At 69.5% G+C, this 26,426-nt stretch carries 23 protein-coding genes; 18 read left to right on the top strand and 5 right to left on the bottom strand.

Going from position 1 to position 26,426, the window contains the following annotated elements; all coding sequences use genetic code 11:
- Window positions 1-147: 147 nt before the first annotated feature.
- Together ACIA58_RS14165 and ACIA58_RS14160 are read left to right on the top strand one after the other, a co-directional pair.
- Complete coding sequence (locus tag ACIA58_RS14165) at window positions 148-1,770, top strand: Wzz/FepE/Etk N-terminal domain-containing protein (protein WP_396404052.1); 1,623 nt, start codon at window positions 148-150, stop codon at window positions 1,768-1,770.
- Window positions 1,770-3,071, top strand: coding sequence for an O-antigen ligase family protein (locus ACIA58_RS14160; protein ID WP_396404051.1), 1,302 nt, complete (start codon window positions 1,770-1,772; stop codon window positions 3,069-3,071). Before ACIA58_RS14165 ends, ACIA58_RS14160 begins: the two co-directional genes overlap by 1 nt.
- Here ACIA58_RS14160 and ACIA58_RS14155 read toward each other — a convergent pair.
- On the bottom strand, window positions 3,057-4,580 hold the full coding sequence (locus tag ACIA58_RS14155) for a right-handed parallel beta-helix repeat-containing protein (RefSeq protein WP_396404050.1): 1,524 nt from the start codon (window positions 4,578-4,580) through the stop codon (window positions 3,057-3,059). The two genes, ACIA58_RS14160 and ACIA58_RS14155, sit on opposite strands and share 15 nt — an antisense overlap.
- Window positions 4,581-4,651: 71 nt before the next feature.
- On the bottom strand, window positions 4,652-6,055 hold the full coding sequence (gene uxaC, locus ACIA58_RS14150) for a glucuronate isomerase (protein WP_396404049.1): 1,404 nt from the start codon (window positions 6,053-6,055) through the stop codon (window positions 4,652-4,654).
- 229 nt (window positions 6,056-6,284) lie between these two features.
- On the opposite strand from uxaC, the gene ACIA58_RS14145 reads away from it, so the two are divergent.
- The 6 genes from ACIA58_RS14145 to ACIA58_RS14120 all read left to right on the top strand — a co-directional run bounded on the left by ACIA58_RS14145 (window position 6,285) and on the right by ACIA58_RS14120 (window position 12,706).
- Complete coding sequence (locus tag ACIA58_RS14145; RefSeq protein WP_396404048.1) at window positions 6,285-7,292, top strand: LacI family DNA-binding transcriptional regulator; 1,008 nt, start codon at window positions 6,285-6,287, stop codon at window positions 7,290-7,292.
- A gap of 69 nt (window positions 7,293-7,361) precedes the next feature.
- Complete coding sequence (locus ACIA58_RS14140; protein ID WP_396404047.1) at window positions 7,362-8,570, top strand: ABC transporter substrate-binding protein; 1,209 nt, start codon at window positions 7,362-7,364, stop codon at window positions 8,568-8,570.
- Entirely contained in the window at window positions 8,567-9,613 is a 1,047-nt protein-coding gene (locus ACIA58_RS14135) for an ABC transporter ATP-binding protein (RefSeq protein WP_396404046.1), read from the top strand. The genes ACIA58_RS14140 and ACIA58_RS14135 overlap by 4 nt, the downstream gene beginning before the upstream one ends.
- A complete protein-coding gene (locus ACIA58_RS14130; RefSeq protein WP_396404045.1) occupies window positions 9,610-10,488 on the top strand; it encodes an ABC transporter permease in 879 nt (292 codons plus the stop codon). The genes ACIA58_RS14135 and ACIA58_RS14130 overlap by 4 nt, the downstream gene beginning before the upstream one ends.
- On the top strand, window positions 10,485-11,327 hold the full coding sequence (locus ACIA58_RS14125; RefSeq protein WP_396404044.1) for an ABC transporter permease: 843 nt from the start codon (window positions 10,485-10,487) through the stop codon (window positions 11,325-11,327). The genes ACIA58_RS14130 and ACIA58_RS14125 overlap by 4 nt, the downstream gene beginning before the upstream one ends.
- Complete coding sequence (locus ACIA58_RS14120) at window positions 11,324-12,706, top strand: mannitol dehydrogenase family protein (protein ID WP_396404043.1); 1,383 nt, start codon at window positions 11,324-11,326, stop codon at window positions 12,704-12,706. Before ACIA58_RS14125 ends, ACIA58_RS14120 begins: the two co-directional genes overlap by 4 nt.
- A 163-nt stretch (window positions 12,707-12,869) precedes the next feature.
- Here the strand turns inward: ACIA58_RS14120 and ACIA58_RS14115 are convergent, their stop codons facing one another.
- Both ACIA58_RS14115 and ACIA58_RS14110 read right to left on the bottom strand, forming a co-directional pair.
- Window positions 12,870-14,435, bottom strand: coding sequence for a right-handed parallel beta-helix repeat-containing protein (locus tag ACIA58_RS14115; RefSeq protein ID WP_396404042.1), 1,566 nt, complete (start codon window positions 14,433-14,435; stop codon window positions 12,870-12,872).
- Between the two features lie 131 nt (window positions 14,436-14,566).
- Complete coding sequence (locus tag ACIA58_RS14110; RefSeq protein ID WP_396404041.1) at window positions 14,567-16,273, bottom strand: right-handed parallel beta-helix repeat-containing protein; 1,707 nt, start codon at window positions 16,271-16,273, stop codon at window positions 14,567-14,569.
- A gap of 70 nt (window positions 16,274-16,343) precedes the next feature.
- On the opposite strand from ACIA58_RS14110, the gene ACIA58_RS14105 reads away from it, so the two are divergent.
- The 6 genes from ACIA58_RS14105 to ACIA58_RS14080 all read left to right on the top strand — a co-directional run bounded on the left by ACIA58_RS14105 (window position 16,344) and on the right by ACIA58_RS14080 (window position 21,352).
- Window positions 16,344-17,567 (top strand): glycosyltransferase family 4 protein, encoded by a 1,224-nt coding sequence (locus ACIA58_RS14105; protein ID WP_396404040.1) that lies wholly within the window; start codon window positions 16,344-16,346, stop codon window positions 17,565-17,567.
- 97 nt (window positions 17,568-17,664) lie between these two features.
- Window positions 17,665-18,072, top strand: coding sequence for an adenylyltransferase/cytidyltransferase family protein (locus tag ACIA58_RS14100; RefSeq protein ID WP_396404039.1), 408 nt, complete (start codon window positions 17,665-17,667; stop codon window positions 18,070-18,072).
- Complete coding sequence (locus ACIA58_RS14095; RefSeq protein ID WP_396404038.1) at window positions 18,069-18,794, top strand: CDP-alcohol phosphatidyltransferase family protein; 726 nt, start codon at window positions 18,069-18,071, stop codon at window positions 18,792-18,794. Before ACIA58_RS14100 ends, ACIA58_RS14095 begins: the two co-directional genes overlap by 4 nt.
- Window positions 18,794-19,210 carry an adenylyltransferase/cytidyltransferase family protein gene (locus tag ACIA58_RS14090; protein ID WP_396404037.1) on the top strand — a complete coding sequence of 139 codons (417 nt, stop codon included), beginning with the start codon at window positions 18,794-18,796 and terminating at the stop codon, window positions 19,208-19,210. The genes ACIA58_RS14095 and ACIA58_RS14090 overlap by 1 nt, the downstream gene beginning before the upstream one ends.
- Entirely contained in the window at window positions 19,210-20,397 is a 1,188-nt protein-coding gene (locus tag ACIA58_RS14085; RefSeq protein ID WP_396404036.1) for a glycosyltransferase, read from the top strand. The genes ACIA58_RS14090 and ACIA58_RS14085 overlap by 1 nt, the downstream gene beginning before the upstream one ends.
- A 97-nt stretch (window positions 20,398-20,494) precedes the next feature.
- Window positions 20,495-21,352: a MarR family transcriptional regulator gene (locus tag ACIA58_RS14080; RefSeq protein ID WP_396404035.1), complete on the top strand. Its 858-nt coding sequence runs from the start codon at window positions 20,495-20,497 to the stop codon at window positions 21,350-21,352.
- Here the strand turns inward: ACIA58_RS14080 and nadA are convergent.
- Window positions 21,349-22,572: a quinolinate synthase NadA gene (gene nadA, locus ACIA58_RS14075; protein WP_396404034.1), complete on the bottom strand. Its 1,224-nt coding sequence runs from the start codon at window positions 22,570-22,572 to the stop codon at window positions 21,349-21,351. The two genes, ACIA58_RS14080 and nadA, sit on opposite strands and share 4 nt — an antisense overlap.
- A gap of 73 nt (window positions 22,573-22,645) precedes the next feature.
- On the opposite strand from nadA, the gene ACIA58_RS14070 reads away from it, so the two are divergent.
- From ACIA58_RS14070 to ACIA58_RS14055, 4 genes are read left to right on the top strand one after another with little or no spacing between them, the layout of a single operon-like run.
- Window positions 22,646-23,224 carry an NTP transferase domain-containing protein gene (locus tag ACIA58_RS14070; RefSeq protein WP_396404033.1) on the top strand — a complete coding sequence of 193 codons (579 nt, stop codon included), beginning with the start codon at window positions 22,646-22,648 and terminating at the stop codon, window positions 23,222-23,224.
- Window positions 23,225-23,262: 38 nt separating this feature from the next.
- Window positions 23,263-24,138 carry an AAA family ATPase gene (locus ACIA58_RS14065; protein WP_396404032.1) on the top strand — a complete coding sequence of 292 codons (876 nt, stop codon included), beginning with the start codon at window positions 23,263-23,265 and terminating at the stop codon, window positions 24,136-24,138.
- Between the two features lie 2 nt (window positions 24,139-24,140).
- Window positions 24,141-25,247, top strand: coding sequence for a VWA domain-containing protein (locus ACIA58_RS14060; protein WP_396404031.1), 1,107 nt, complete (start codon window positions 24,141-24,143; stop codon window positions 25,245-25,247).
- Window positions 25,240-26,361: an XdhC family protein gene (locus tag ACIA58_RS14055; RefSeq protein ID WP_396404030.1), complete on the top strand. Its 1,122-nt coding sequence runs from the start codon at window positions 25,240-25,242 to the stop codon at window positions 26,359-26,361. The genes ACIA58_RS14060 and ACIA58_RS14055 overlap by 8 nt, the downstream gene beginning before the upstream one ends.
- Window positions 26,362-26,426: the final 65 nt, after the last annotated feature.

The raw sequence follows: 26,426 nt of genomic DNA, 5'->3' as shown, positions 1-26,426 counted from the left end.
GATGTCCCCCCTTGGACATGAAAGTGAAAACCCCAGATTCCCCCGAGAAGAGAGTAGGGCACCGGAGGAGATGCTGTGATCACATTCCGGTGCCTATATCCTGAGGCGCTGGCGTCCGAGCGTCGGCGAGGGAGCGTGAGGTAGGCAATGGAACCGGGCACCGTGGTCTGGCGGGAAACCGCTCAGTCTCTGCTACGGCAGAAGTGGCTGATCCTGGGCTGCATCGTGCTCGGCCTGCTCGGCGCCTCCGTGTTCGCGCTCTCGCAGACCACCCGGTGGACCGCCTCGAGCCAGCTCGTGATCGGCCCGGCCGTGCCGCCGGCCCTGGTCGGGAAGCTGTCCGACGGCGCCGACAAGACCGGCCCACTCGGTATGGACCTGCCGGCCGAGACGCAGGCCCGGGTGATGGCAAGCCCGACGCTGCTGGCCGCCGTGGTGAAGCAGCTCGGTATGCCGACCGACGACAAGACGATCCAGGACCTGGCCGCGGTGACCCGGGTGAAGGCGGTCACCGACAACGCCTACCTGGTCACCACCGACGGCCCGACCGCGCAGAAGGCCGTCGACCGGGCGAACGCGATCGCCTCGATCTACCTGGCACAGCGCAACACCGAGGCCAAGGCCCTGCTCACCAACCTGGCCGAGCAGGCGCAGGCCCGGTCGAAGACGGCGACCACGCAGTCCCGCAGCCTGGTCAGCCAGATCGACGAAGCGGTCGGTCGTGGCGACAACCAGACCGCGGCCGCGCTGCGGGACCAGCGCGTCGGCCTGGCGACCGAGGCCCGGCAGGCCGCGGACGACGCGGCGGCCATGCTGAAGGCGCTGTCCACGGTCGGCGCCGGGAGCCAGTTGGTGACGCCGGCAACGACCGACACCGCCAGCTCGTCGCCGATCGTTGCCCGCGACATCTTGGTCGGCGGCATCCTCGGCCTCGTGCTCGGCTTCGGTCTCGCGCTGCTGCGGTCCCACCTGACGCCGTACATCCTGACGCGGGACCAGGCAGCGCGCGCGACGAGCTCGCCGGTCATCGCGGCCTCCGAGGGGCATCGGCGCCGGCTCTGGAAGCGGTCCGCCCCGGAGCTCCCGCCGTACGAGATCACTGCGCTGGGCGCCGAGGCCAGCGGCGCCCTGGCGCGCCGGGAGCTGAGCCCGCGCGCCTTCGCGGGCGGCGGCCCAGGAGCATTGCTGGTGGTCTCGGCCTCACCGACGCCGAACTCGGCCGGCATCGCGCTCGCGATGGCCGAGGCGAACGCCCGTGACGGTCGCGAGACCCTGCTGGTCCTGGCCGACATCGAAGGTACGCCGGTGTTGCCGCACCTCACCGGGCACGAAGGACTCACCGACCTGGTGATGGAGCCGGCCGCGACCCGTGCGATCCGGGCCCGGAAGCTGTTCCGCCCGGGCACGGTCGCCGATCTCTACGTGCTGCCGCCCGGCCTGAACCACGAGGAGACCGCCGAGGCGGTCGGCCCCTCGCTGGTGCCGGGCATCGTCGCGGACCTCCCGCCCGGGTACTCCGTCGTCATCCACGGGCCGGCCTCGGTCGGACGGCACGGCATCACGCCGCTGGCCGCCGCGGTCGATGCGTCCGTGCTGGTGGTCCAGGTCGGTCTCGACAAGGAGATGGACGTCGCCCGGCTGACCGGTGCGCTGCAGTTCGCCGGCGCTCCGGTTCTCGGCGTCGTGCTGATCGGCGCCTCGGCGCAGGACGAGACGCTCGGGATCCCGCTGAACTACAAGCCGCTGGACTCGGCTCCGCCGATGCGCTGATGTCGATCACCTACCCGCGTGCGAATCGGCTGGCCCCGGCGGTGCCGGGGACGGTCGAGGGCGAGATCGAGCGGCCGGCCTGGTTCTGGCTGATGCTGTGGTGCCTGTTCGTGCTCGGCGTCCAGCCGTGGTCCTCGCGGGTCGCTGCGCCACAGGGCACCACCGGGTCGACGAACAGCATCGCGAAGGGCGTGCTGCTCGGGGTGGTCTTCCTGGTCGCGCTAGCGGCGACCAAGCCGGGGTTCCGGACCCGGGTGAATCCGGCCAGCTGGCTGTACGTGATGTACGTGCTGTTCGCGTGTGCGACCGCGTTCCTGCTGGCCCAGCCGATGGGGCCGTTGACCCGGTTGGCCAGGTTCCTGATCGGGCTGGTGTTCGTCTTCCTGCTGTGGCGGCCACTGGTACAGGTGCCGGAGCGGCTGGTCCGGGTGCACCTGTGGGCCCACCTGTTGCTGGCGGCAACCGTCGTGCTGAGTTTGGTTTATGACCCGGGCCAGGCGTGGCGGCCGCTGAGCTCGCTCGGCACCGGGTCCCGGCTGCAGGGTGTGATCATCCCGATGCTGCCGCCGCGGGTCGGTGAGGTCGGGGCCGTCCTGCTCGGGCTGGCGCTGATCGGGCTGGTCTGCCGGAAGCTGTCGCCGCTACCTGCGCTCGCGCTGATCGGGCTGGGCGGCGTGCTGATCGCGGCGAGCCGGACGCGGACGTCGGCGGCCGCGCTCGCGTTCGGGCTCGTGATCGCGTTGATCATCACCCGCAAGACGTGGCTCGGCCGGATCGCGTGCCTCGCGGTGCCGGGCCTGCTCGGGCTCGCGTTCATGACCATCGGCTCGTTGCACACCTGGCTGCTGCGCGGTCAGGGCACGCGGCAGATCACCTCGTTGAGCGGCCGGACCACGAGCTGGCAGGCGGTCGTGGACGAGAAGGTGTCGACGCAGACCGCGATCATCGGCCACGGCCTCGGCAACAAGCGGGTCCTGCTGACCCGTGGCGAGGGCGACGTCGACGTGATGGCGATCGACAACAGCTGGCTCGGGCTCTACTGGGAGACCGGTCTGCTGGCCGTCGCGATCGTCGCGGTCGCGCTGATCTTCGCGTGGGTCTCCGTCCTCCGCGCGCCAACTCCGTACATCCGGGCGTGTGGCGCTCTCCTGCTCGCCTACGTGACCGCCGCCTCGCTCAACGAGAGCGGCCTGTCCGACCTGTCCTCGATGACGGTGCACCTGCTGGTCGCCGCCGCCATCTGCGACGCGGACCGAATACGACATCGAAGACGAGAGCTGGCGAGCTCAGCTGCTCACTGAGTCCTGGTCGAAGCCGGACTGCTGCCACTCGGACCAGGTCATCGTCTTGCCCCGGTACGCGAAGTGGTCCGCGCCCTGGTAGCTGTTGCGGCGGAACGTGATCGCGCCGGGCTGCGTCGGGGAGCGCTTGTTCTCCACCACGCCGAGGGACGCAGCGGCGTCGCTCATCACGACCAGGTTGCCTTCGACGAGCACGTTGCGAAGTACATAGGTGCCGCGCGGACCGTCGCCGCGGGTGCGGGACTGGATCGACAGGGCGTTGCGGTTGTCCTTGATCAGATTGCCGCGGACCTGTACGTCGGACGACGTGTTCACGTTGATGCCGCCGCCGTCCCAGAGCGTGCCGCCCGACCCGCGGCCGGTGCCGAATCCGTTGTGCTCGACGACGTTCTGGTCGATGACCGCGGAGTAGCTGATCTCGTACCGGATCCCGTCGGCCGCGTTGTCCCGGATCCGGTTCCCGGTGATCCGGCGGTCGTACTCCGCGATGTCGCTCCACATCCCGATGCCGCGGTTCGCGATGATGTCGTTCCCGCTGACCTCACCGGACGACCGGGTCGACTTGATCCCGCCGGACTCCCAGTCCGCGATCCAGAAACCGTCGGTGTTGTTGCGGGTGACCAGGTTCGCGGTGATCTTGACGCCGGCCGACTTGTACTGGCCGATGCCGAGCTGCCCGTTGTCGGCGACGGTGTTGCGGCTGACGACGGTGTCGTCGCCCTCGATGACCATGATGCCGACGGCGTGGTTCCAGCGGACCTCGTTCGCGGTCACTGTCCAGCCGCGGCCGGCCTGCAGCGCGCCGGCCTGCGGACGGCTCGCGAACTGCTGGACGGTGAGGCCGGTCACGGTGACGTCGTCGGCGGACTTGTCGATCGCGGTCTGGGTCTTGGACATCTCGACCACGTGGCCGGTCGGGTCGTCGCCGAGGCACACGGTGTTGGCCTTGTAATCGCCGAAGAACGTGCCCGGCTTGAGTTGGCTCCGGCTCATGACGCGGGTCAGGGGCTTGCTGTCGAGGAACAGTTGCTCGCCGAGCTGGCAAGGCTTGGTCTTGTCGTCCTCACACTGGCCCTTCAACGGGTACGCCGCGGGCAGCACACCCTGCACCACCCACGCGGCCCCGGACTGCTTCCAGCCGGTCAGCCGGACGGACCCGCTGAGGATCGCTCCAGGAACGCCGCCGAGCGTGTCGCCGGTGTGCGGCTGGATCGGTTGAGTGATCCGGTGGACGCCCTTCGCGAAGCAGAACGTCGTGCCCCGCGGTGCCGCGTCGATGATCGGCTGCGGATCGGTGCCCACCGGGATGTTCGCGCCTTGGCAGGGCTTCGCCGTACTCGGGCCGGTTGGTCCGAGTACGGCGGCCGCCGCGGTCGGGGGAGCGGTGGGGACGGTGACTGTGGTGGTGGCGTCAGGTGACTTCGTGGGGCTGCTCGAACTCGTTGAGTCCGAGCAGCCCGACACCACTAGCAGCGCGGCACCAACGGCCACGACAACCCCACGCCTCATTCAGGTCCCTTCACACACCCGACGGTGCTGTCCCCGCCCCCGGCGAACAGATCTGCGTGAGACTACCTGCTCTAGAGGTACGTGTCCTTCGCCAGGTCGTAGGCGAGCGCCTTCGCGACGGTGAAGGCGTCGTCCTCGTCGAGGCGGTGCTGCACGACGAGGTTGGCGAGGTAGCCGGCGTCGATCCGGCGGGCCAGGTCGTGACGGGCGGGGATCGACAGGTACGCACGGGTGTCGTCCACGAAGCCGGACATGTTGTAGAAGCCCGCCGTCTCGGTCACGAGCTCGCGGAACCGCCGCATGCCGTCGGGGCTGTCCAGGAACCACCACGGGGCACCCAGTCGCACCGCCGGGTAGACGCCCGCCAGCGGCGCGAGCTCCCGTGAGTACACGGTCTCGTCGACGGTGAACAGCACGATCCGGAAGCCGTCGGCGTGCCCGAACCGCTCGAGCAGCGGCCGCAACGACCGGGTGAACTCGGTCGCCACCGGGATGTCGTGCCCCTGGTCCGGTCCGTACGTCGCGAAGATCGCCGGATCGTGGTCGCGCAGTACGCCGGGATGCAGCTGCATCACCAAGCCGTCCTCGGCCGACATCACCGCCGACTGGTACAGCATGTGTCCCGCGAAGGCCGCTGCGTCGTCGGGCGTCACGTCGCCCTTCAGCGCGCCGGTGTAGATCCGGCTTGCCTCCGCGTCCGACAGCGGCACGGCGGCGGCGCTCAGGTGGCCGTGGTCGGTGGCCCGCGCACCTGCGGCGACGAATGCGCGCCGGCGTTGGCGGATGGCGTCCAGGAACCCGCCGTACGTCGAGGTGTCGACGTCGGCCAATGCGCCGAGTCGCGTCACCAGCTCCGGCCAGCCGGCGCGATCGGGATGTGCGACGGCGTCCGGGCGGAAGGTCGGGACGACGCGGCCGGGCAGATCTGCCGCGAGCTTCGCGTGCTGTGCAAGGTCGTCGGTTGCCGCGTCGGTGGTGGAGATCAGCTCGATGTTGAAGCGGTCCAGCAGCGCCCGCGGGCGGAACTCGGGCTCCGCGAGGCGGGCGGTGATCTGGTCGTACAGCTCGTCGGCGTTCTCCGCGGAGGGGTGCACGGTGAGGCCGAGGACCTCGGCGAACTCGTGCTCCAGCCAGTAGCGGCTCGGGGTGCCGAGGAACAGGTGCCAGTTCGCGCAGAACTCCCGCCAGATCTCGCGCGGCTCGGCGGTCTGCTTGCCGTCGCGGCGGGGGAGTCCGAGCTTGTCGGGGGAGATGCCCTGCGAGACCAGCATCCGGGTCACGTAGTGGTCGGGAACGACCAGCAGCTCGGCCGGATCGCCGAACGGCGCGTCGGTGGCGAACAGCCCGATGTCGACGTGCCCGTGCAGGCAGAGCAGCGGCAGGTCCTTCGTCGAGGCGTGGATCCGGCGGGCGACGTCACGCGCCTCGCCGGCCGGCAGAGCGCGGTCCGGGTGAGGCTGCAGGGCCTTCGGCATGGGTCCTCCGATGGGTGGGCTGAAACGTATCCTGCAAAGGATTGCAGTCGGTTCTTGTCAGCACAAGCAACCGTCCACAAGCTGACCGCTTGACACAAACTGCAACCGATTGCAGACTCAACCCGGACCAACTCCCCCGCCCCTCGCTTCGCTCGGGGCGGGGGAAGAAGTGGAAGCAACTGGCCGGATCTGGCTCCCAGCCGGACTCGCATCGGGTGATGGAGATGACGTGGCGGCGACTATTCGGGATGTGGCTCGGTTGGCCGGTGTGTCGCCGTCGACCGTGTCCCGGGCGTTGTCGTTGCCGGGAATGGTGAATGCGGCCACGCGGGCGCGGGTTGCGGCGGCGGTGGAGCAGTTGGGTTATGAGCCCAACCGGGCGGCTCGTGGGCTGATCACCGGGCGGACCGGGACCATCGGTCTGGTCGTGCCCGATCTGGCGAACCCGTTCTTCTCCAGCGTCACCAAAGGCGTGCAGGCACGTGCCCGCCGCCACGACGTCGCCGTCTTCGTCGCGGACACCGACGAGGATCCGGCGGCCGAGGCCGGCCTGGTGCGCGCGCTGTCCAAGCAGGTCGACGGAGTCGTGCTGTGCTCGCCGCGGGCCAGCGACGAGGAGCTGGCGGCGATCGCCCAGGACACCACCGTCGTCCTCGTCAACCGCACCGCCGCCGGACTGACCGCCATCACCTACGACAACGAGGGCGGCATGCGCCAGGCCGTCGCCCATCTCGTTGCCCTCGGCCACCACCGGATCGCCTGGGTCGGGGGTCCGGCCACGTCCTGGTCGACCCAGCACCGCGGCTTCGGTCTGCGCAACGCGGTCGAGGAACTGCGCGCGACGCTCGCCCCGGTCGGCAACTTCGCCCCGACGTACGAGGGCGGCATGGCCGCCGCGGACCAGGTCGTCGCCACCGGCGCCACCGCCGTGGTCGCCTACAACGACCTGGTCGCGATCGGCCTGCTGGCCCGCCTGCATTCGCGCGGCATCTCGGTGCCCGGCGACCTGAGCGTGGTCGGCGTCGACGACATCGCGATGTCGAGGATGGCCCGGCCGGCCCTGACCACGGTCCGGCTGCCCAAGCAGGAGGCCGGCCGGATCGCCGTCGAGCTGCTGCTCGCGATGCTCGACGACCCGGAGGGCAGCACCGGCCCGGACAGCTCGGCCGGCGCCCACGGGGAACTGCACGGGGAACTGATCGTCCGGGACAGCACCGGACCAGCACCGCCCAACTAGAAACCTCACGGTGATCAACCCGGCCAAGTTTCGCCTGCCGGGCCCGCCTTGATCCAGAGGAGACACCCGATGCACCTGCAGCGGAGAATGATCGCGGCCGCCGGCATGTTCGCCGTACTGGTCGCCTGTGGCGCCCCGGCGCCGAACAAACCCGCCACCGACAGCGGTGGCGACGTGCCGGACAAGCCGTCCAAGGCTGTGACGCTGAACATCCTGGACGTCGCCGGCAACCTGCAACTGACGCAACCCATGATCGACGACTTCGTCCAGCAGCACCACGACGTGATCTCGAAGGTCACGTACTCGAAGGCGCCCGCTCCTGAGCTGGCCGGCAAGATCAAGGCCCAGCAGAACGCGAACCGGGTCGACATCGACCTGGTCCTCACCGGCACCGACGGTCTCGCCGCCGGGCGCGAACAGGGTCTGTGGACCGACCTGCTGACGAAGTACTCCGACCGGCTGCCCGGGATGAAGGACTACCTCGCGCCCGCGGCGAAGATGCAGGAGCTCGCCGGCAAGGAAGGCGTCACAGTCACGTACTACCCCTCGGGCCCGCTCCTGGAGTACATGCCGTCGAAGGTCCCGACGCCGCCGAAGACCGCCGACGACCTGCTCGCCTACGCCAAGGCCAACAAGGGCAAGGTCATGTACGCGCGGCCCGCCAACTCCGGTCCCGGCCGCACGTTCCTGATGGGCCTGCCGTACATCCTCGGCGACAAGGACCCGAAGGACCCGGTGAACGGCTGGGACAAGACCTGGGCGTACCTCAAGGAGCTCAACAAGTACGTCGACTTCTACCCGTCCGGGACCGCCGACACGATGAAGGCGCTGGCCAACGGCTCGGCGAACATCATCGCGAGCACGACCGGCTGGGACATCAACCCGCGCGTCCTCGGCACGGTGCCGAAGGAGGCCGCGATCACCCCGATCACCGGGTTCCACTGGGTGACCGACGCGCACTACGCCGTCGTACCGAAGGGTGTGTCGACCGACAAGCAGGCCGCGATCCTGCAGCTGCTGCAGTTCATGCTGACGCCCGAGCAGCAGGCCAAGGCGTACGACAAGGGCTACTTCTACCCGGGTCCGGCGATCAAGGGCGTCGAGCTGTCGCAGGCGCCGCAGGAGAGCAAGGACGCGATCACGCAGTACGGGCGGCCGGAGTACGACAAACTGATTGCCGACAATCCGACCGAGGTGCCGCTGGACGCGAAGGCCCTGGTCGCCGCCTTCGACAAGTGGGACCGCGAGGTCGGCGGCAGCAAGGTGAAGGGCCAGTGAGCGGGTTCGGCCAGCTCCGGCTCGAGGGCGTCACCCGCCGGTTCGGTACGGCGGACGCACTGTCAGGCCTCGACCTGACCATCGAGCGGGGCGAGTTCATCGCCCTGCTCGGGCCGTCCGGGTGCGGCAAGTCGACCGCGCTGAACTGCCTGGCCGGCCTGCTGCCGCTGACCGCCGGCGCGATCTGGCAGGACGACAAGCAGATCGACACGCTGCCGCCGGAGAAGCGCGGCTTCGGCATGGTGTTCCAGAACTACGCGCTGTTCCCGCACCTGACCGTCCGGGACAACATCGCCTTCGGCCTGCGCATGCGCCACCTGCCGAAGGACGAGGTACGTCGGCGGACCGGCGAGGCGATCGAGACCGTCCAGCTGACCGAGCACGCGAGCAAGCTGCCCGGCCAGCTGTCCGGTGGTCAGCAGCAGCGGGTGGCGATCGCCCGCGCGACCGTGCTCGAGCCGTCGCTGGTGCTGATGGACGAGCCGCTGAGCAACCTCGACGCCAAGCTCCGGCTGGAGATGCGGACCGAGATCCGCCGGCTGCACCAGGCGCTCGGCCTCACCACCGTGTACGTGACGCACGACCAGGAGGAGGCGCTCAGCATGGCCGACCGTCTGGTCGTCATGCGGCAGGGCAAGGTGCAGCAGCTCGGCACGCCCGAGGAGGTGCACACGAAGCCGTCGACCTGGCACGTCGCCGACTTCATGGGGTACCGCAACCTGCTGCCCGTGAAGGCGTCCCAGATGGCCGGCGACCAGGTGACGGTCGACCTCGGCGGTACGGCGATCCGCGGCTCCGCGCAGGGCGCTGTCGCACCGGGGGACGACGTGATCGCAGCCGTGCGACCGGAGGATGTCAAGCTCAGCGACGACGGCGTGAAAGGACTCGTCGAGGTCGTCGAGTACCAAGGTCGTGAACGAGCGGTCGAAGTGGTGATCGAGGGCGACGTCAGGCTGCACGTGCGGACCGAGCAGCGGGTCGAGCCGGGGGAGCAGGTGGCCCTGACGGTCACGCCCGGGCGGCTCCTGGTGTACCCCGCATGAGCACGACCTGGCAGCACCGGCTGGCCGAGCGCGGCGTCGACCGGCGGCTGTGGTTGTTGCTTCCGGCCACGATCTTCGTGCTACTGCTGTTCGTGTACCCGTTCCTGTACGGGCTGAGCCTGTCGTTCCAGCCGATGAACGGCGGCGGTGTCCTTGCCAACTACCACAAGTTCTTCGGCGACGCGTACCAGCGGGACACGATCGCGACCACGCTGAAGATCGCCCTCCCGGCGGCGCTGCTGAACGTGCTGGCCGCGGTGCCGATCGCCTTCCGGCTGCGCGGGCGGTTCCGCGGCAAGCGGCTGCTGACGACGATCCTCGTCGTACCGATCACGCTCGGGACCGTGCTGACCGCGCAGGGCCTGCTGAACTACCTCGGGCCGACCGGCTGGTTCAACCGGGTGCTGCTCAACCTGCACATTGTTGACAATCCGATCCGCCTGACCAACAACTACTGGGGCGTGTTCTTCTCGCTCGTCATCACCGGCTTCCCGTTCGCGTTCCTGCTGGTGCTGTCGTACCTGAGCGGCATCGACCCGACCCTCGAGCGGGCCGCCGCGACGCTCGGCGCCACCAAGGCGCAGCGGTTCCGCCGGATCACGCTGCCGTTGCTGGCACCCGGATTGGCGACAACCTTTTTGTTGACATTCGTACTCGCGTTCTCCGTCTTCCCGTCGGCGGTGCTGGTCGGCAATCCGGCCGGATCCACGCGGGTGATCTCGCTGGCGGCGTACCAAGCGGCGTACGAGCAGTACGACTACTCGTACGCGTCGGCGATCGCGATGGTGATGGGCGTCGTCGAGCTGGTCGTGGTGGCGATCGTGCTGCTGTGGCGGTCGCGGCTCTACACCGGATCGACGGGAGGCAAGGGATGAGCCAGAGGTTCAAGCAGGGGAAGACCCCGCTGGGGTGGGTCATCTGGGCCGTCGTCGCGTTCTTCTTCGTCAACCTGGCCGGCGTGGTCCTGTCGGTGCTGGTCAGCTCCTTCGGCCGGCGCTGGTTCGACACCTGGTTCCCGAGCGGTTTCACCACCCAGTGGTACGGCGAGGCGTGGCGCGAGTTCACGCTGTTCCACGTCATCGTCGTCACGCTGCTCGTGTCGGCGCTGGTCGTCGTCCTGTCGGTCCTGGTCGGAGCGCCGGCGGCGTACGTGCTGGCCCGGAAGAACTTCCCCGGCAAGCGGCTGGTGTACCTGACCTTCCTGCTGCCGATCCTGATGCCGCCGATCACGTACGGCATTCCGCTCGCGACCGTGCTCTACAAGTTCGGGTTCGCCGGGCACCTGTCCGGCGTTGTGCTCGCGAACCTGGTGCCGTCGGTGCCGTTCGTGATCCTCACGATGACGCCGTTCATCGAGCAGGTCGATCCGCGGATCGAGGACGCGGCCCGGATGCTCGGCGCGGGCACCCGCGCGGTGTTCCTGAAGATCCTCGCGCCGCTGCTCGTCCCGGGCCTGCTGGCGTCGGCGATCCTGGTGCTGGTTCGTACGGTGGGCATGTTCGAGCTGACGTTCCTCACGGCCGGACCGGATTCGCAGACCCTCGTCGTCGCGCTCTACTACTCGATGTCCGCGGCCGGGATCCGGGCGCAGCAGTCCGTCGACGCGATGGCCGTCATCTACACCGCGATGATGCTGGTACTCCTGGTGGTAGCGCTTCGCTTCGTCAACCCGACCCAATTGGTCGCCAGAGTGAAGGAAGAACCCTCCGAATGAATTCGAGCAGGCTGAGTCTCGCCAACCTTCCCGTTGCCCCCGAGGTCGACCCAGGAGAGCTGTCGGTCGGCGTGGTGCACCTCGGCCTGGGTGCGTTCCACCGCGCCCACCAGGCCGTCGTGACCGAGCGGGCAGCGGTCGCCACCGGCGAGACGCGCTGGGGGATCGCCGGCGTCAGCCAGCGCTCCGCCACGGTCCGCGATCAGCTCGCACCCCAGGACGGGCTGTACTCCGTCCTGGAGCGCGGACCGGGCGATCCGACGGTCCAGGTCATCGGCAGCATCCGCGACGTACTGACGGCCCCAGAGGACCCGGACGCGGTGGTCCAGCGGATCGCGGACCCGGCGGTGACCGTCGTGACGTTGACCGTCACGGAGAAGGGATACCGCGCGGCCGGCGCCGGCCTCGACCTGGACGACCCGGAGATCCAGGCCGACCTCACCGGGCGCCCGCCGCGTACCGTCGTCGGTCAGCTGGCCGCCGGGATCGCCCGGCGCGAGGAGCCGCTGACGATCGTCTCCTGCGACAACCTGGTTGCCAACGGCCCCTTCCTGCGCAAGCTGGTGACCGACTATTTCGACGCCCTGGGCAAGGTTCCGGAGACGTTCGAGGCGACCCGGTTCCCCGCCAGCATGGTCGACCGGATCGTCCCGGCCACGACCGAGGACGACCGGGCCGAGGCGGCCCGGTTGCTCGGCGTCCGCGACGAGGCCGTGGTGGTCGCGGAGCCCTTCCTGCAATGGGTGATCGAGAACGACTTCGCCGGCGACCGCCCGGCCTGGGAGCAGGGCGGCGCGGTGCTCACCGCGGACGTCGCGCCCTGGGAGCAGGCCAAGCTGCGGATGCTCAACGCCACCCACTCGATGCTCGCGTACCTCGGCGCGTTGCGCGGCTACGAGACGATCGCCGAGGCGGTCCGGGACGACGAGCTGTCCGGACTCTCGCGGGCGCTGATGACCGATGACGTCGTACCGACGCTGACTCCGCCGGACGGGCTCGACCTGACGGCGTACGGCGCGAGTGTGCTGGAGCGGTTCGCGAACCCGGCGCTGAAGCACCGGACCAGGCAGGTCGCGATGGACGGCTCGGTCAAACTGCCGGTCCGGATGCTCGGCACTGTCCGCGACCGCCTGACGGCCGGCGCCGAGCCCAGGATCATCTCGCTCGCCGTTGCCGCCTGGATGGTCTACGTACTCCGCACCCCGGACCTCGACGACCCCCAGGCCGACCGCCTCAAGACCGCCGTCGCAGGCATCTCCGCCCCGGCGAAGCTCGTTGACGCGCTGCTCGCCGTGGACTCCGTCTTCACTCCCGACCTGCGGGACTCAACCGTCTTCCGCGAGCTCCTGATCGACCACGTCACCTCACTCACCCGCTGACCTCACCCCACGCGCTCCCCGCCCACCTCGCCCCCGGGGTGCCACTGACGGGTTGTTTCATCGATGGCGCCCAACAACCCGCCGTCGGCCAAACAACCCGTCAGCCGCCTCTGCAACGTGGCTACAAGCACCGGGCCCAGGGGAACCTGATGGCGGGGGGCGGTTAGTTCGTTGGCAGGATCGTGAGGACGCCGGTCGCGTCCAGGATCGCCTTGCCGATGGTGAACGCGCTCGTCGTGTCCTGACCGGCCGCCCGCCACTGCTGCGCGGTGTACCACTGCCCGGTCTTCTGGAACCGCTCGGCGGCGAGGCTGTCCAGGATGTAGACGTTGTCGTTCAGGCTGACCTCGCCGGACGGGATCGCCGCACCGGAGTTCTGCACCATGCCGGTCGCGGTGGTCCCGCCGCGCATCGTGACCTGGTTGCCGGAGACAACGATGTCGCGGAGCAGGTTGGTGCCCCACGGGCCGGAGCCGCGGGTGCGGGACTGGATCGAGATCCCGTTCACGTTGTTCGCGACGACGTTGTCCCGGACCTGGACGTTCGACGAGGTGTTGATGTTGATCCCGCCGCCGTCCCACAGCGACGTACCCGAGCCGCGCCCGGTGCCGAACCCGTTGCGGCTGATCGAGTTGCCCTCGATCACGCCGTTGCGGCCGATCTCGTAGCGGATCCCGTCCGCGGCGTTGCCGACGATCTGGTTGTTGCTGAACGTCCGGCTGTCGTCGTACGCGTCGCTCCACAACCCGATGCCGCGGTTGTCCTGGATCAGGTTGCCGGCCACCGACCCGCCGCTCGACCAGGTCGTCTTGACGCCGCCGGACTCCCAGTCGGCGATCCAGAAACCGTCGGTGTTGTTGTCACTGATCTCGTTGGCCGAGATCGTGCCCTTGAGCGTGCTGTACTGCCCGACGCCGAGCTGGCCGTTGTCGTGGATCCAGTTCTTCTCCAGTACGGCGCTGTCCGCGTTCTGGAGCATCGCGCCGATGGCGTGGTTCCAGCGGATCTCGTTCGCGTAGACCTGCCAGCCCAGACCGAGCACGACCGCGCCGCCCTGTGGGGGAGTGGCGAAGTGCTCGACGGTCAGCCCGCGCACGATCACGTTGTTCCCGCCGGGCTCGATCGCCCTCGGCGTGCTGGACATCTCCACCGCGTGACCGGCCGGGCTGTCGCCGAGGTAGACGGCGTTCGCGGCGTAGTCGGCGTAGAAGGTGCCGCGGGCAACCTTGTCGCGGGACGCCACCCGGGTCAGGTGTTTGCCGTCGTAGAACACCTGCTCGGCCAGGTAGCAGATGTTCGTCTTGTTGTCCTCGCACTGCCCGGTCTGCGGGTACGCGGGTGGCAGCACACCGGTGGTCGTCCAGGCGGTGTTCGACGGGGTCCACTTCGTCAGCCGGACCGACCCGGTGAGTACGGCGCCGTCGTCGCTGGCGAGCACCTGGTCCGCCTTCGGATGGATCGGCTCGGAGATCCGGTGCAGGCCGGCCGCGAAGCAGAACGTCGTACCGGCGGGCCAGTCGTCGACGACCTGGGCGGCGTTGTCGGTGGTCCTGATCGTGACGCCGCTGCAGCCGGGCGCCAGCGCGGGACCGGTCCGGAACGTGCCGTCAGCGGGCGGTGTCGCGAGTGTCGCCGGCGTCGCCGGTTTCATGGCCGCCTGCGCGGGCAGGGGGCCAGGGGCAACCAGACTGGTGCCGATTGCAACTATTGCCAGAACTGCTCTCTTCATAGCGGAGCCTCCGGTGGCACAGGTGAGCCCTGAGCGCACCCCCCATGGCGCGGCTTCGCTTCGCAGATTACCCCTACTTCACGTAGTCATGGCAATACGTAGCGCACAAACATGTTGCGGTGAGCAAGCGATCAGTTCGCAAGGAAGGTGCCGACGGCATCGAGCCCGGCGGACTGCCAGCCGGCCGCGGTGAGCTTCGTGCCGAACCGGGAGAACCGCTGTGTGCCGAGGTCGTCGAGCACGTACTTGTTGGCGCTGAAAACGACCTCGCCGGCCGGTACGGCGGCCCCGGCGTTCTGGACCATGCCGGTGGCCTGCGTGCCGGCGGTCATCTCGATCGTGTTCCCGGTGACCTGGACGTCGCGCAGCAGGTAGGTGCCCCACGGGCCGGCACCGCGGGTCCGGGACTGGATCGTGATGCCGTTGACGTTGCCCGAGACCTTGTTGCCCTTGACCGTGATGCCGGACGAGGTGTTGATGTTGATCCCGCCGCCGTCCCACAGCGACGTACCCGAGCCGCGCCCGGTGCCGAACCCGTTGCCGGTGATCGTGTTGCCCTCGATCGTGCCGTTGCGGCTGATCTCGTAGCGGATGCCGTCGGCGGCGTTGCCGACGATCTGGTTGCCGCTGATCACCCGGCCGTCGTCGGCGACGTCGGCCCACATCCCGATGCCCTTGTTGGACTTGATCACGTTGCCGCTGACCGTGCCGGACGACCGGGTGGACTTCATGCCACCGGACTCCCAGTCGGCGATCCAGAAGCCGTCGGTGTTGTTCGAGCTGATGATGTTGCGGGTGACGGCTGCCGCCGCCGAGCTGTACTGGCCGAGGCCGAGCTGGCCGTTGTCGTGGATCAGGTTCTTGTCGACCTTCGTGCTGTTCGCCTGCACCAGCATCACGCCGACCGCGTGGTTCCAGCGGACGTCGTTGGCCGTCACCTTCCAGCCCGGTCCCGAGACCAGTGCGCCGGCCTGCGGTGCGCTGGCGAAGTGTTCGATGGTCAGGCCGCGGACGACCACACCGGTCGCGCCGGACTCGATCGCGGTTGCCGTCTTCGACATCTCCACCGCGTGCCCGACCGGGTTGCTGCCGAGGTAGATCGCGTCCGCGGCGTAGTCCGCGTAGAACGTGCCGGCCTTGACCGCCGAGACGCTCGCGACCCGGGTCAGGTGGACGCCGTCGAGGAACAGTTGCTCCCGCAGGTAGCAGATGTTCGCCTTGTTGTCCTCGCACTCACCACTCTTGCCGTACGCCGCCGGCAGCGCGCCGCGCACCACCCACGCGGAGCCGGACCTGGCCCAGCCGGTCAGCGGGACCGACCCGGTGAGGACGGCGCGCTTGGCGCTGGCGAGGACCTGGTTCGCCTTCGGGCGGATGGTCTCGCTGATCCGGTGCAGGCCGGCGGCGAAGCAGAACGTCGTACCGGCGGGCTTGGAGTTCACGATCGACTGCGCATCGTCGCCGGGCTCGATCACCGTGCCGACACACGGACCGGCGACGGCCGGGCCTGCCTCGTCCGAATCCACGCTGGGGGTCGTGGGGAGCTTGGGCTCGACCGGCTTGGTCGGTGTGGTCGTCGCCTTCTTGGTGGGGGTCGTCGTCGCGCCGGGCTTCTTCGTGGGGGTCCCGGTCGTGCGGGTGGCCTTCGGCTGGGATTTGCCGGGAGTCGTGGTGGCCTTGCCCGGCCGGTGCGACGGGAGGACCCGGGACGCGGCCTGCTCGGCGGTCACGGACCTGGCCGCGGTCGTCGCCTTGTTCTCGTTGGCGATCACGGGCATCGCGACTGTAACGACGGCCAGCGCGGCAGCGATGAGCGCTGTGAACCACAACTTCCTCAATGCACTCTCCTGGGAGCGGGAAACCAGGTGTAGCCAGTTGCGTGACGAGGGCGGGACTTAAGGTAGTGCCATGCGGGTCGCCATGTTGCACAACCGTTACCGGACCGGTCAACCCAGTGGAGAGAACACCGTCGTCGCGCAAACGGTTGATTTATTGCGTAACTCAGGACATGAGATCGACCTCTACGCCCGAAACAGCGACGACATCGCGCAATTGAGCCGGAAAGATCGCGCACTGTTACCGTTTCGCTCCGTCTGGTCATTTTCGGCGGAACGCGATTTAACACATCTATTGCAAGCGCAGCGGCCCGATGTGGTGCATGTTCACAACACCTTTCCGCTGTTCAGCGCCTCGGTGCTGTGGGCGGCGTACCGCTTGGACCTGCCGGTGGTCGCGACGCTGCACAACTTCCGGCTGCTGTGTGCGAACGCGGTCCTGCAGCGCGACGGGCGGCCGTGCGAGTCGTGCGTCGGCAAGCTTCCGCTGGCCGCGATCCGGCACAGCTGCTACCGCGAGTCCCGGGTACAGACGTTGCCGCTGGCGACGAGCATCGGCGTGCACAACACGTTGCACACCTGGCAGCGCTACGTCGACACGTTCGTCGTGCCGTCCGGTTTCGTTCGGGACCGGTACGCCGCGGCCGGCTTCGACCCGGAGCGGTTCGAGGTCAAGCCGCACGCCGTGCCGCACTCCGGTGCGGTGCGCTCCGGCGCCGGCGACGGCGTCGTGTTCCTCGGGAGGCTGAGCGAGGACAAAGGTTTCGCCGACCTCCTGCGGGCGTGGGACTCCTCGCTCGGGAAGCTGGTCGTGGTCGGCGACGGTCCGCTGCGGGCCGAGGCCGAGGAGCGGGCCCGCAAAGACCTGTCCGTTCAGGTGCTTGGTCAACGACCGTGGGCGGACGGAATGGAATTACTGCGGTCCGCGCGCGTCGCCGTCGTACCGGCGCGTTCGTATGAGAGCTTCGGACTCGTGGTGGTGGAGGCGTTCGCGCACGGCGTCCCGGTGGTTGCTTCCCGGCTCGGTGCGCTCGCGGAGCTTGTTGACGACGGAGAAACCGGCGCGTTGACCGTGCCCGGCGACCCGGAGGGACTGCGGAAGGCGATCGGGTTGGTGACTGATCCCGAGACTTCGATAGCCTTCGGCGCACGAGCCCGACAGGTGTACCTGGACCGCTTCACTCCGGAGCGTGACCTGGTGGCCACGGAGAGGATCTACACGGATGCGATCGCCCGGCACGCCGACGGCGGCCGGACGCCGCGGGGATCCTGGGCGCGTCGTGCACCACGGGTATAAAGTCACGCGGGACGCAGGGGGTGGCGTCGCGCCGGAAAGATCGCAGGACTTCGTGTTGGGGGATGGCAGTTTGGCCAGGGTGCCGCGGATCGGATGTGTGGCTGGGGTCTTCGACCTCTTCCACGTCGGTCATGTCGACGTGCTCGAGCGCGCGCGCCGGCACAGCGACCGGCTGGTGGTAGCAGTCCTGTCCGACGACTGGGCGCTGGAGGCCTGGGGCGCGCGGCCGTTCGTGCCGCTGCTCGAGCGTGCGCAGATCGTCGAGCACCTGCGGTGCGTCGACGAAGTGGTTGCCGTTGACGACGTACGGACGGAGTGGCTGACCGGCGTACTGGGGGTACAGACCGTGTTCGCTGCCAGCGGCGCCGACGGCGTGCTGGGCGTTGAGGAGCTCGACGGGATTCCGCCCGGGCTGATCACCGTCCTGCCGGCCGGCCGGGGTTCCCGCAGCCCGATCCTGCGCGCCGCGATCGACCAGCGGCAGTCGCGCAGCTCCGTCGCATGAGCGGGTTGCGGGAGACGGTCGCGCAGCTGTCCCGGGCGCAGAAGCCGTCGGCCGGCACACCGGCGTACTCGCGGTTCGTGAACCGGCGGATCGGCCGGGTGTTCGCGGCGGCCGCGTTCCTCGGACGGCGGACGCCGAACCAGGTGAGCCTGGCATCCGGATTCTGCTCGCTGGTGGGGATCGTGCTGGTCGCAACGGTGCGTCCGTCCTTCCTGCTCGCGCTGGCGGTGACCCTGCTGCTGGTGCTCGGCTACGGGCTCGACTCCGCGGACGGGCAGCTGGCCCGGTTGCGCGGTGGCGGGTCGCCGCTGGGTGAGTGGCTCGACCACATGATCGACGCGGTCAAGATCGTGCTGCTGCACAGCGCCGTCCTGATCTCGTTCTACCGATTCGATGCCTTTGACAACGAGTTGGTGCTGCTCGTCCCGCTCGCCTACGTCTGTATGTCGTCGGTGCTGTTCTTCGGGCTGATCCTGATCGACCAGCTGCGGCGGCGGCACGGTGCGGCAGCGCAACCGAACGCCCGCGGCGACTCGGTGCTGAAGTCGTTGCTCATCGCACCGACCGACTACGGCGTGCTGTGCCTGGTCTTCCTGGCCTTCGGCACACCGACCCTGTTCGTCGCGCTGTACGGCGCCCTGCTCGTGCTGAACCTGCTCTTCCTCGCGGCCGCGGTCGCGAAGTGGTACCGCGAGATGGCCGTGCTGGGGGTGCCGGCCTGATGGCGATCGTCGGCTATGCGCCCGGTGTCTACGACATGTTCCACATCGGGCATCTGAACATCCTGCGCCGGGCCCGGGACCACTGTGACCACCTGATCGCCGGCGTGGTCGAGGACGACGTGGTGGCCCGGATCAAGGGCCGTCCGCCGGTCGTTCCGCACCAGGAGCGGATGGACGTCATTCGAGCGCTCGACCTCGTCGACGAAGTCGTCAGCGACTGGTCCAGCGACAAGTTCGAGATGTGGAAGCAGTTGCGCTACGACGTTCTCTTCAAGGGTGACGACTGGAAGGGAACCGAAAAGGGGACCAGACTGGAGAGGCTGCTGGGTGACGTCGGCGCACAGGTGCACTACTTCCCGTACACCGCCTCCACCTCGAGCACCGATCTGCGCAGGCTTCTGGAGGGGATGAGCTGATGCCTGGCCGGCCGAAGGTACTGCTCAGCGCGTACGCCTGCCGGCCGTCGGGTGGGTCCGAGCCGGGCGCCGGCTGGGCCTGGGCGAAGGCCGCGGCGCGGGACCACGACGTCTGGTTGCTGACCCGCGGCAAGTTCGCGCACGAGATCGCCGCGGAGCTCGACGTCCGTCCGGTGCCCGGGCTGACCGTCGTACCGCTGGAGATGCCGCGGTGGATCCTGCGGCTGCGGCGCCGGCCGTCGGACGTGTACTGGTACTACCCGTTGTGGCAGGGCCTGGCCCGGCGTACTGCGCGACGCTTGCAGGTGGAGCAGTCGTTCGACGTGATCCATCACCTGACCTTCGCGGTGGACTGGATGGGCGCCGGCGTGGTGGAGCCGTCATCGGCGAAGGTGATCTGGGGACCGGTCGGCGGATCGACGACCGCGCCGCTCGCGATGTCGCACTGGCTCGGTCCGCGCGGCGTTGTGGGGGAGCTGGTACGCCGTGCGTACACCGGGTTGCGCCGTCGACTGACCGGACGCCGGATGGCGCAGATCGCCGACCTGATGGTTGCCCAGAACAACGACGTCGCGGCGGCGTTCAAGCCGTACGCGCGAGAGATCGTCGTCCAGCCGAACGTCGCCATCCGGCGTTTCACCGCCTCGGGTCCGTACGAGCCGTTCGGTGCCCCCGGCATCAAGACCGCGCTCTTCGTCGGCCGGCTGATCCCGTGGAAGGGCGTGCTGCTCGCGATCAGCGCCCTGGCCAGGACGGAGGCGTCCAACTGGGAGCTCCGCATCATCGGTGACGGTCCCGACTGGGGTCGCGCGGAGGGTCTCGCGTGGCAGCTCGGGGTCCGCGACCGGGTCGAGTTCATGGGCGCGCTGCCCCGGGAGGACGTCCTGGCCGCGATGTTCCGGGCCGACGCGCTCATCGCCCCCGCGCTGCGGGAGGCGGCCGGCTGGGCGGTCACCGAAGCGCTCGCCTCGGGCTGCCCCGTCGTCTGCGTGGACCGCGGTGGTCCTGCCGTCATCGTCGGCCCCGACGAGGGCGTCACCGTTCCCTGGCAGGGCGATGTGGTCGGTGGACTGGCCAAGGGCCTCGCGTCGCTCCGCGGCCGCATCACGCCGGTGGACCGCTGGGGTCCCGATCGGCTCCCGGAGATCCTCGCCGAGTGGTACGCCCCGGCCCGCGTCTCGCACTGAAGATATTTTCGGGCCCGATGTCGAACGGCGTCGAGCGGGATCGTAGCGAAGGTGAGAGACCGGCAACGTGCCGGTCCGCCACCGGAGGACCACCATCATGACGACCAGCACCAAGGACGCCGTCGCCAACCGCTTGACGCGGCAACTGCTGGAACCCATCCATCTCGTCGCCTACATGGCCGACGACGCGATGCACGCGCTCCAGGCACTCGGCTACGAGGGCTACTGGCCTGGGTACTTCGCCTCGCGGTCCGCGCCGCTGGGCCGGGTCCCGGCCGAGGTCGTGGATGCGCTCTTCTACAACTTCGCCCCCGGTGAGGTCGCCGCCTGCATCCCGAGCTGCTGGGACGTCGCCACCCCCGAGGCCGCACTCGCCGCCAACCGGGACGGCTGCGTCGCGGCGCTACGGCGCATCCTCGGCGACCTGGCCGACCGCCCCGAGCTCGCCAGGGCGGCCGACCTCGCCATCCGTGCCGCGACCAACGCGCCGATGGAAGGGCGCATCCTGTACGCCGGGCTGCGGTCGCTTCCCGTCCCGGACGAGCCGGTCGCCAAGCTGTGGCATGCGGCGACGCTGCTGCGCGAGCACCGCGGCGACGGCCACAACATCGCACTGGTGGCCGCCGGCATCGACGGCCAGGAGGCGCATGTACTCGCGGCCATCGACGGAGGCCAGACGCCGCGCGAGTACGGCCGGCTGGGCCCGCTCGACAACGACCAACTCGCCGCCGTGGTGGACGGTCTGCGCGCTCGCGGCCTCGTCGACGAATCGGACAAGTTCACCGACGCGGGGCGTGAGCTCAAGGACCACATCGAGGCGGTCACGGACAGGCTCGCCGCCCCGGCGTACGACTGCTTGGAGCAGCACGAGATCGACGAGCTGATCGCCGGCCTCGAGCCGCTGGTCGCCCGGATCGATGCCGTCGGCTACGAGGGCGTGGCGCCCACGCTCTAGTCGCGGGCCGTCTTGCCGGGGAGTGCGAGCATCCGGTCGAGGGCCAGCTTCGCGTACTTCTCGGTGTCGGCGTCGACCTTGATCGGGTTGACCACGTGGCCGGCGACGAGATTCTCGAGCGCCCAGACGAGGTGCGGCAGGTCGATCCGGTTCATCGTGGCGCAGTAGCAGACCGTCTTGTCGAGGAACACGATGTTCTTGTCGGTGTGCTCCTTCGCCAGCCGCTGCACCAGGTTCAGCTCGGTGCCGACAGCCCACGACGTACCGGGCTCCGCGGTCTCGAGGGTCTGGATGATGTACTCCGTCGACCCGACCAGATCGGCCTTGGTAACGACCTCGTGGCGGCACTCCGGGTGGACGATCACGTTCACGCCGGGGACCCGCGACCGGACGTCGTCGACCGACTCGGCGGTGAACCGGCCGTGCACGGAGCAGTGCCCGCGCCACAGGATCATCTTCGCCGCGGCCAGCTGCTCGCGGGTCAGCCCGCCGCCCGGCTTGTGCGGGTCGTAGACCACGCAGTCGTCGAGGCTCAGGCCCATCTGCTGTACCGCGGTGTTACGGCCGAGGTGCTGGTCCGGCAGGAAGAGCACTTTCTCGCTGCGCTTGATTCCTTCCCCGCCCCGCCGCCCCGGTCGCTCGAAGGCCCAGCCGAGCGCGGTCTCCGCGTTGCTCGACGTACACACGACGCCGCCGTTGCGACCGCAGAACGCCTTGATGTCCGCGGACGAGTTCATGTAGGTGACGGGCACGGTCACGTCCGCGACGCCGGCGTCGGCCAGCGCGTCCCAGGCGGCCTCGACCTGCTGGATGCGGGCCATGTCGGCCATCGAGCAGCCGGCCGCCAGGTCCGGCAGGATCACGGTCTGCTGGTCGTTGGTGAGGATGTCGGCGGACTCGGCCATGAAATGCACGCCGCAGAACACGATGTACGGCGCGTCCGGCCGCGCGGCCGCGTCGCGGGCGAGCTTGAACGAGTCACCGGTGACGTCCGCGAACTGGATCACCTCGTCGCGCTGGTAGTGGTGCCCGAGCACGAACACCCGGTCACCCAGCGCTGCCTTCGCCTTCAGCGCCCGCTCGACCAGATCCGGGTCGGACGCCGGCGGAAGCGCTCCCGGGCACTCGACTCCACGCTCGGAGTGCGGGTCGGTGTTCTGCCCCAGGAACAGCAACGGAAGGGCCTTCGAACCGTCTGCGATCGTCGTCACGTCAGACATCGTGCCACGCCTGCCGCCCATGACCGCGTGATGCCCGTGACTGCTCGAACTGTGAAATCAGTACGCTCCTGACGTGAAGATCGCAGGCCTCGTACTCGCGGCGGGAGCGGGACGCCGGATGGGTACGCCGAAAGCGCTCATCCGCGACGGCGACGGCGTGCCGTGGGTCGTCCGTACGGCGCGGGTGGTCGCCGAGGCGGGCTGCTCACCGGTCGTGGTGGTTGTCGGAGCCTCCGCGGACCAGGTGCGGGCGGTCGTGTCGGACGAACCGGTCGAGGTTGTCGAGGCAACCAACTGGGACGAGGGCATGGGCGCCGCACTCCGAACGGGACTCACCGCCGTGGGTGCTGCGGACGCTGAGGCGGTGATTGTGGTGCCCGTGGATCTTCCTGGGTTGACGAGTGCTGCCGTCCGGAGGGTCCTGGAGCGCTCGAGCCCGGACGCCCTCGCGCGGGCGACCTACGACGGGTCGCCGGGCCATCCGGTGCTGATCGGGCGGGCGCATTGGGACGGGGTGATCGCGTCGGCGCACGCTGACGCGGGTGCTCGGGAGTACCTCCGGGCGCACCGGGTCGAACTGGTGGCCTGCGACGACGTGGGCGACGGCGCCGACGCCGACACGCCGGACGACCTACCGAAAGGCCATGGCTGACTGTTGGCAGCGCGGCAAAGTAGGTGAATGCTTAAGGAGTGAGTGCCGTCGGCTCGGCGGCTGAGCTGGCCGAGCGTCTGCGGGCGACCGGATACCTCGCCGGAGAGGGCTTGGCAACGGTCGGCTATCTCGCGCTCGCACTGCGGCGGCCGCTGCTGCTGGAAGGCGAGCCCGGCACCGGCAAGACCTCACTGGCGGCCGCGATCGCCGAGGCGCTCGACCTGGACCTGATCCGGCTGCAGTGCTACGAGGGCATCGATGCCTCCCAGGCGCTCTACGACTGGGACTTCCCGCGCCAGATCCTGCACCTGCGGACCGTCGAGGCGACGAGTTCCGACGCCGTCGTGGAGGAGGTCGAGAAGAGCCTGTTCGACGAGCGCTTCCTGCTCTCCCGGCCGGTACTGCGCGCTCTGCGCGAGAGCCCTGCCGTGCTGCTCGTGGACGAGATCGACCGTGCGGACGACGAGTTCGAGGCCTTCCTGCTCGAGGTGCTGTCGACGTACGAGGTGACGATCCCGGAGCTCGGCACGATCACCGCCGAGGTGCCGCCGATCGTCGTGCTCACCTCGAACCGGACCCGCGAGGTGCACGACGCGCTGAAGCGCCGCTGCCTCTACCACTGGATCGACCATCCCGGCCTGGCCCGAGAGGTGGAGATCGTCCGCACCCGGCTGCCCGAGGTCTCGGCCCGCCTCGCCGAGCAGGTCGCCCGCTCGGTGCACCGGATCCGCGAGCTCGACCTGCTCAAACCGCCCGGCGTCGCGGAGACCCTGGACTGGGCCCGCGCCCTCGAAGCGCTCGGCGCCGACGTACTCGACGTGGAGACCGCGGCCGCGACCCTCGGCGCCGTGCTCAAGTACCGCGAGGACACCGACCGCGTCCGCGAAGCCCTCGACCGGCTGCTGGCGAGCTGACGATGGGAGAACGCGAGGTCGTGCCGGCGGAACCCGATCTCGCGCTGGCTGGGTTCGCGTCGGCGCTGCGGCATGCCGGGCTGCCCGTGACGGCGGACCGGGTTCACCTGTTCCTGCGGGCGGTCGCAACCCTCGACGCGACGATGACCGCCGACGTGTACTGGGCCGGCCGCGCCGCCCTCTGCAGTGGTCCCGACGACACCGCCCGGTACGACGAGGTGTTCGCCGGCTGGTTCTCCGGTCAACGATCGCGGGGCGTCGTCCGCCGTACTCCGCAAGCCTCGGTGCAGGCCGCGCTCGGGGACGGGACCGAGGGTGTGGACGGCAACCGCACGCTCAAGGTCGCCGCGAGTACGACCGAGGTCCTGCGGCACCGCGATGTCGCCGACCTGTCCGCCGCCGACCGTGCCGAGCTGGCCCGCCTGTTCGGCACGCTCCGCCCCCGAGCCCCGGTCCGCCGAGCCACCCGCCGCCGCCCGTCGCATCGGGGCGACGTCGACCCGCGGCGGACGCTGCGCGCGCAGCTCCGGCAGGTCGGCGAGCCGGGCCGCGTGCACTACCGCCGCCGCGGCGTCCGGCCCCGTCGAGTCGTCGTACTCATCGACGTCTCCGGATCGATGCGCCCGTACGCCGACAGCCTGCTGCGACTCGCCCACACGATGGTCCAGCAAGCACCGCGCGCGGTGGAGGTCTTCACCATCGGCACGCGACTGACCCGTGTCACCACGGCACTGCGCAGGCGCGATGCGGACTTCGCGTTGCGGTCGGCGGGCGACGTCGTACCGGATTGGTCCGGTGGGACCCGCCTGGGTGAGGTGCTGAAGGTGTTCCTGGATCGTTGGGGTCAGCGAGGTACGGCGCGGCGCGCGGTCGTGGTGGTGTGCAGTGACGGGTGGGAGCGCGGCGATGCCACGTTGCTCGGGGCGCAGATGCAGCGGTTGGCCGGCCTCGCGCATCGAGTGGTGTGGCTGAACCCGCACCGCGGCAAGCCCGGGTACGAGCCTGTGCAGGCCGGGATCGTCGCCGTCCTTCCGCACCTGGACGATCTGGTCGCCGGACACAGCCTGACCAGCTTCGCGGAGCTTCTGGAGGTGGTCGCCGATGCGTGATGTCCTGGACCGGTTGCTGGCGTGGTGGGACGCGGGTGAATCGGTTGCCGTCGGCACCGTTGTCGCCACGTTCGAGTCGGCCCCGCGACCGCCGGGCGCGGTGATGCTCGTCGGCCCCGGTCTGGAGGCGGTCGGCAGCGTGTCGGGCGGGTGCGTCGAGGGCGCGGTGTACCAACTCGGCGAGGAGGTGCTCGAGTCGGGTGAGCCCGTCCTGCAGCGGTACGGCGTGAGCGACGAGTCTGCGTTCGCGGTGGGGCTGACCTGCGGCGGGATCCTCGACGTGTTCGTCGAGAAGGTCGACCGGGACTCGTTCCCGGAACTGGCGGAGATAGCGGCCGACATCGCGGCAGGACAACCGGTCGCAGTCGCGACCGTGGTCGCCCATCCCGACCCTTCGCTGATCGGCCGCCGGCTGGTGGTCCGGCCGGAGGGCCGGCCGACCGCGGGTGGTCTTGGTTCGGAGCGGGCGGACGACGCCGTGCTGGACGACGCGCGCGGACTGCTGGCGAACGGGCGCACGGAGACGTTGGAGTACGGGCCGGACGGGCAACGGCGTGGAGAGGGGATGCGCGTCTTCGTCTCGTCGTACGCGCCGGTGCCACGGCTGCTGGTGTTCGGCGCGATCGACTTCGCGGCGGCGGTTGCGCGGCTGGGGTCCTTCCTCGGGTACCGCGTGACCGTGTGCGACGCGCGCGGCGTGTTCGCTACCGCGTCCCGGTTCCCCTCGGCCGACGAAGTGATCGTGGACTGGCCGCATCGCTACCTGGCGGGGGAGTCCGCGGCGGGCCGGATCGACGACCGGACGGTGATCTGCGTGCTGACGCACGACCCGAAGTTCGACGTACCGCTGCTGGAGGTCGCGCTGCGGCTGCCGCAGGTCGCCTACATCGGTGCGATGGGATCGCGGCGGACGCACGACGACCGGCTGAAGCGGTTGCGGGAGGCCGGACTGACCGAGGCGGAAGTGGCCCGGCTGGCCAGCCCGATCGGTCTCGACCTCGGCGCCCGGACACCGGAGGAGACCGCGGTCAGCATCGCGGCCGAGATCATCGCGCAGCGCTGGGGCGGCGCGGGGCAGCGGCTATCCGGCGCGGCGGGACCGATTCACCATTGATGACAACTGAACGGCCCTTGTGGGCAACATCACACGAGGGGCAGGATCGAAAATACGGCGGTGCT

This window comes from Kribbella sp. NPDC051586 (genome assembly GCF_044453965.1).
GTDB lineage: Bacteria > Actinomycetota > Actinomycetes > Propionibacteriales > Kribbellaceae > Kribbella.
This window is presented reverse-complemented; position numbering and strand designations above follow the sequence as displayed.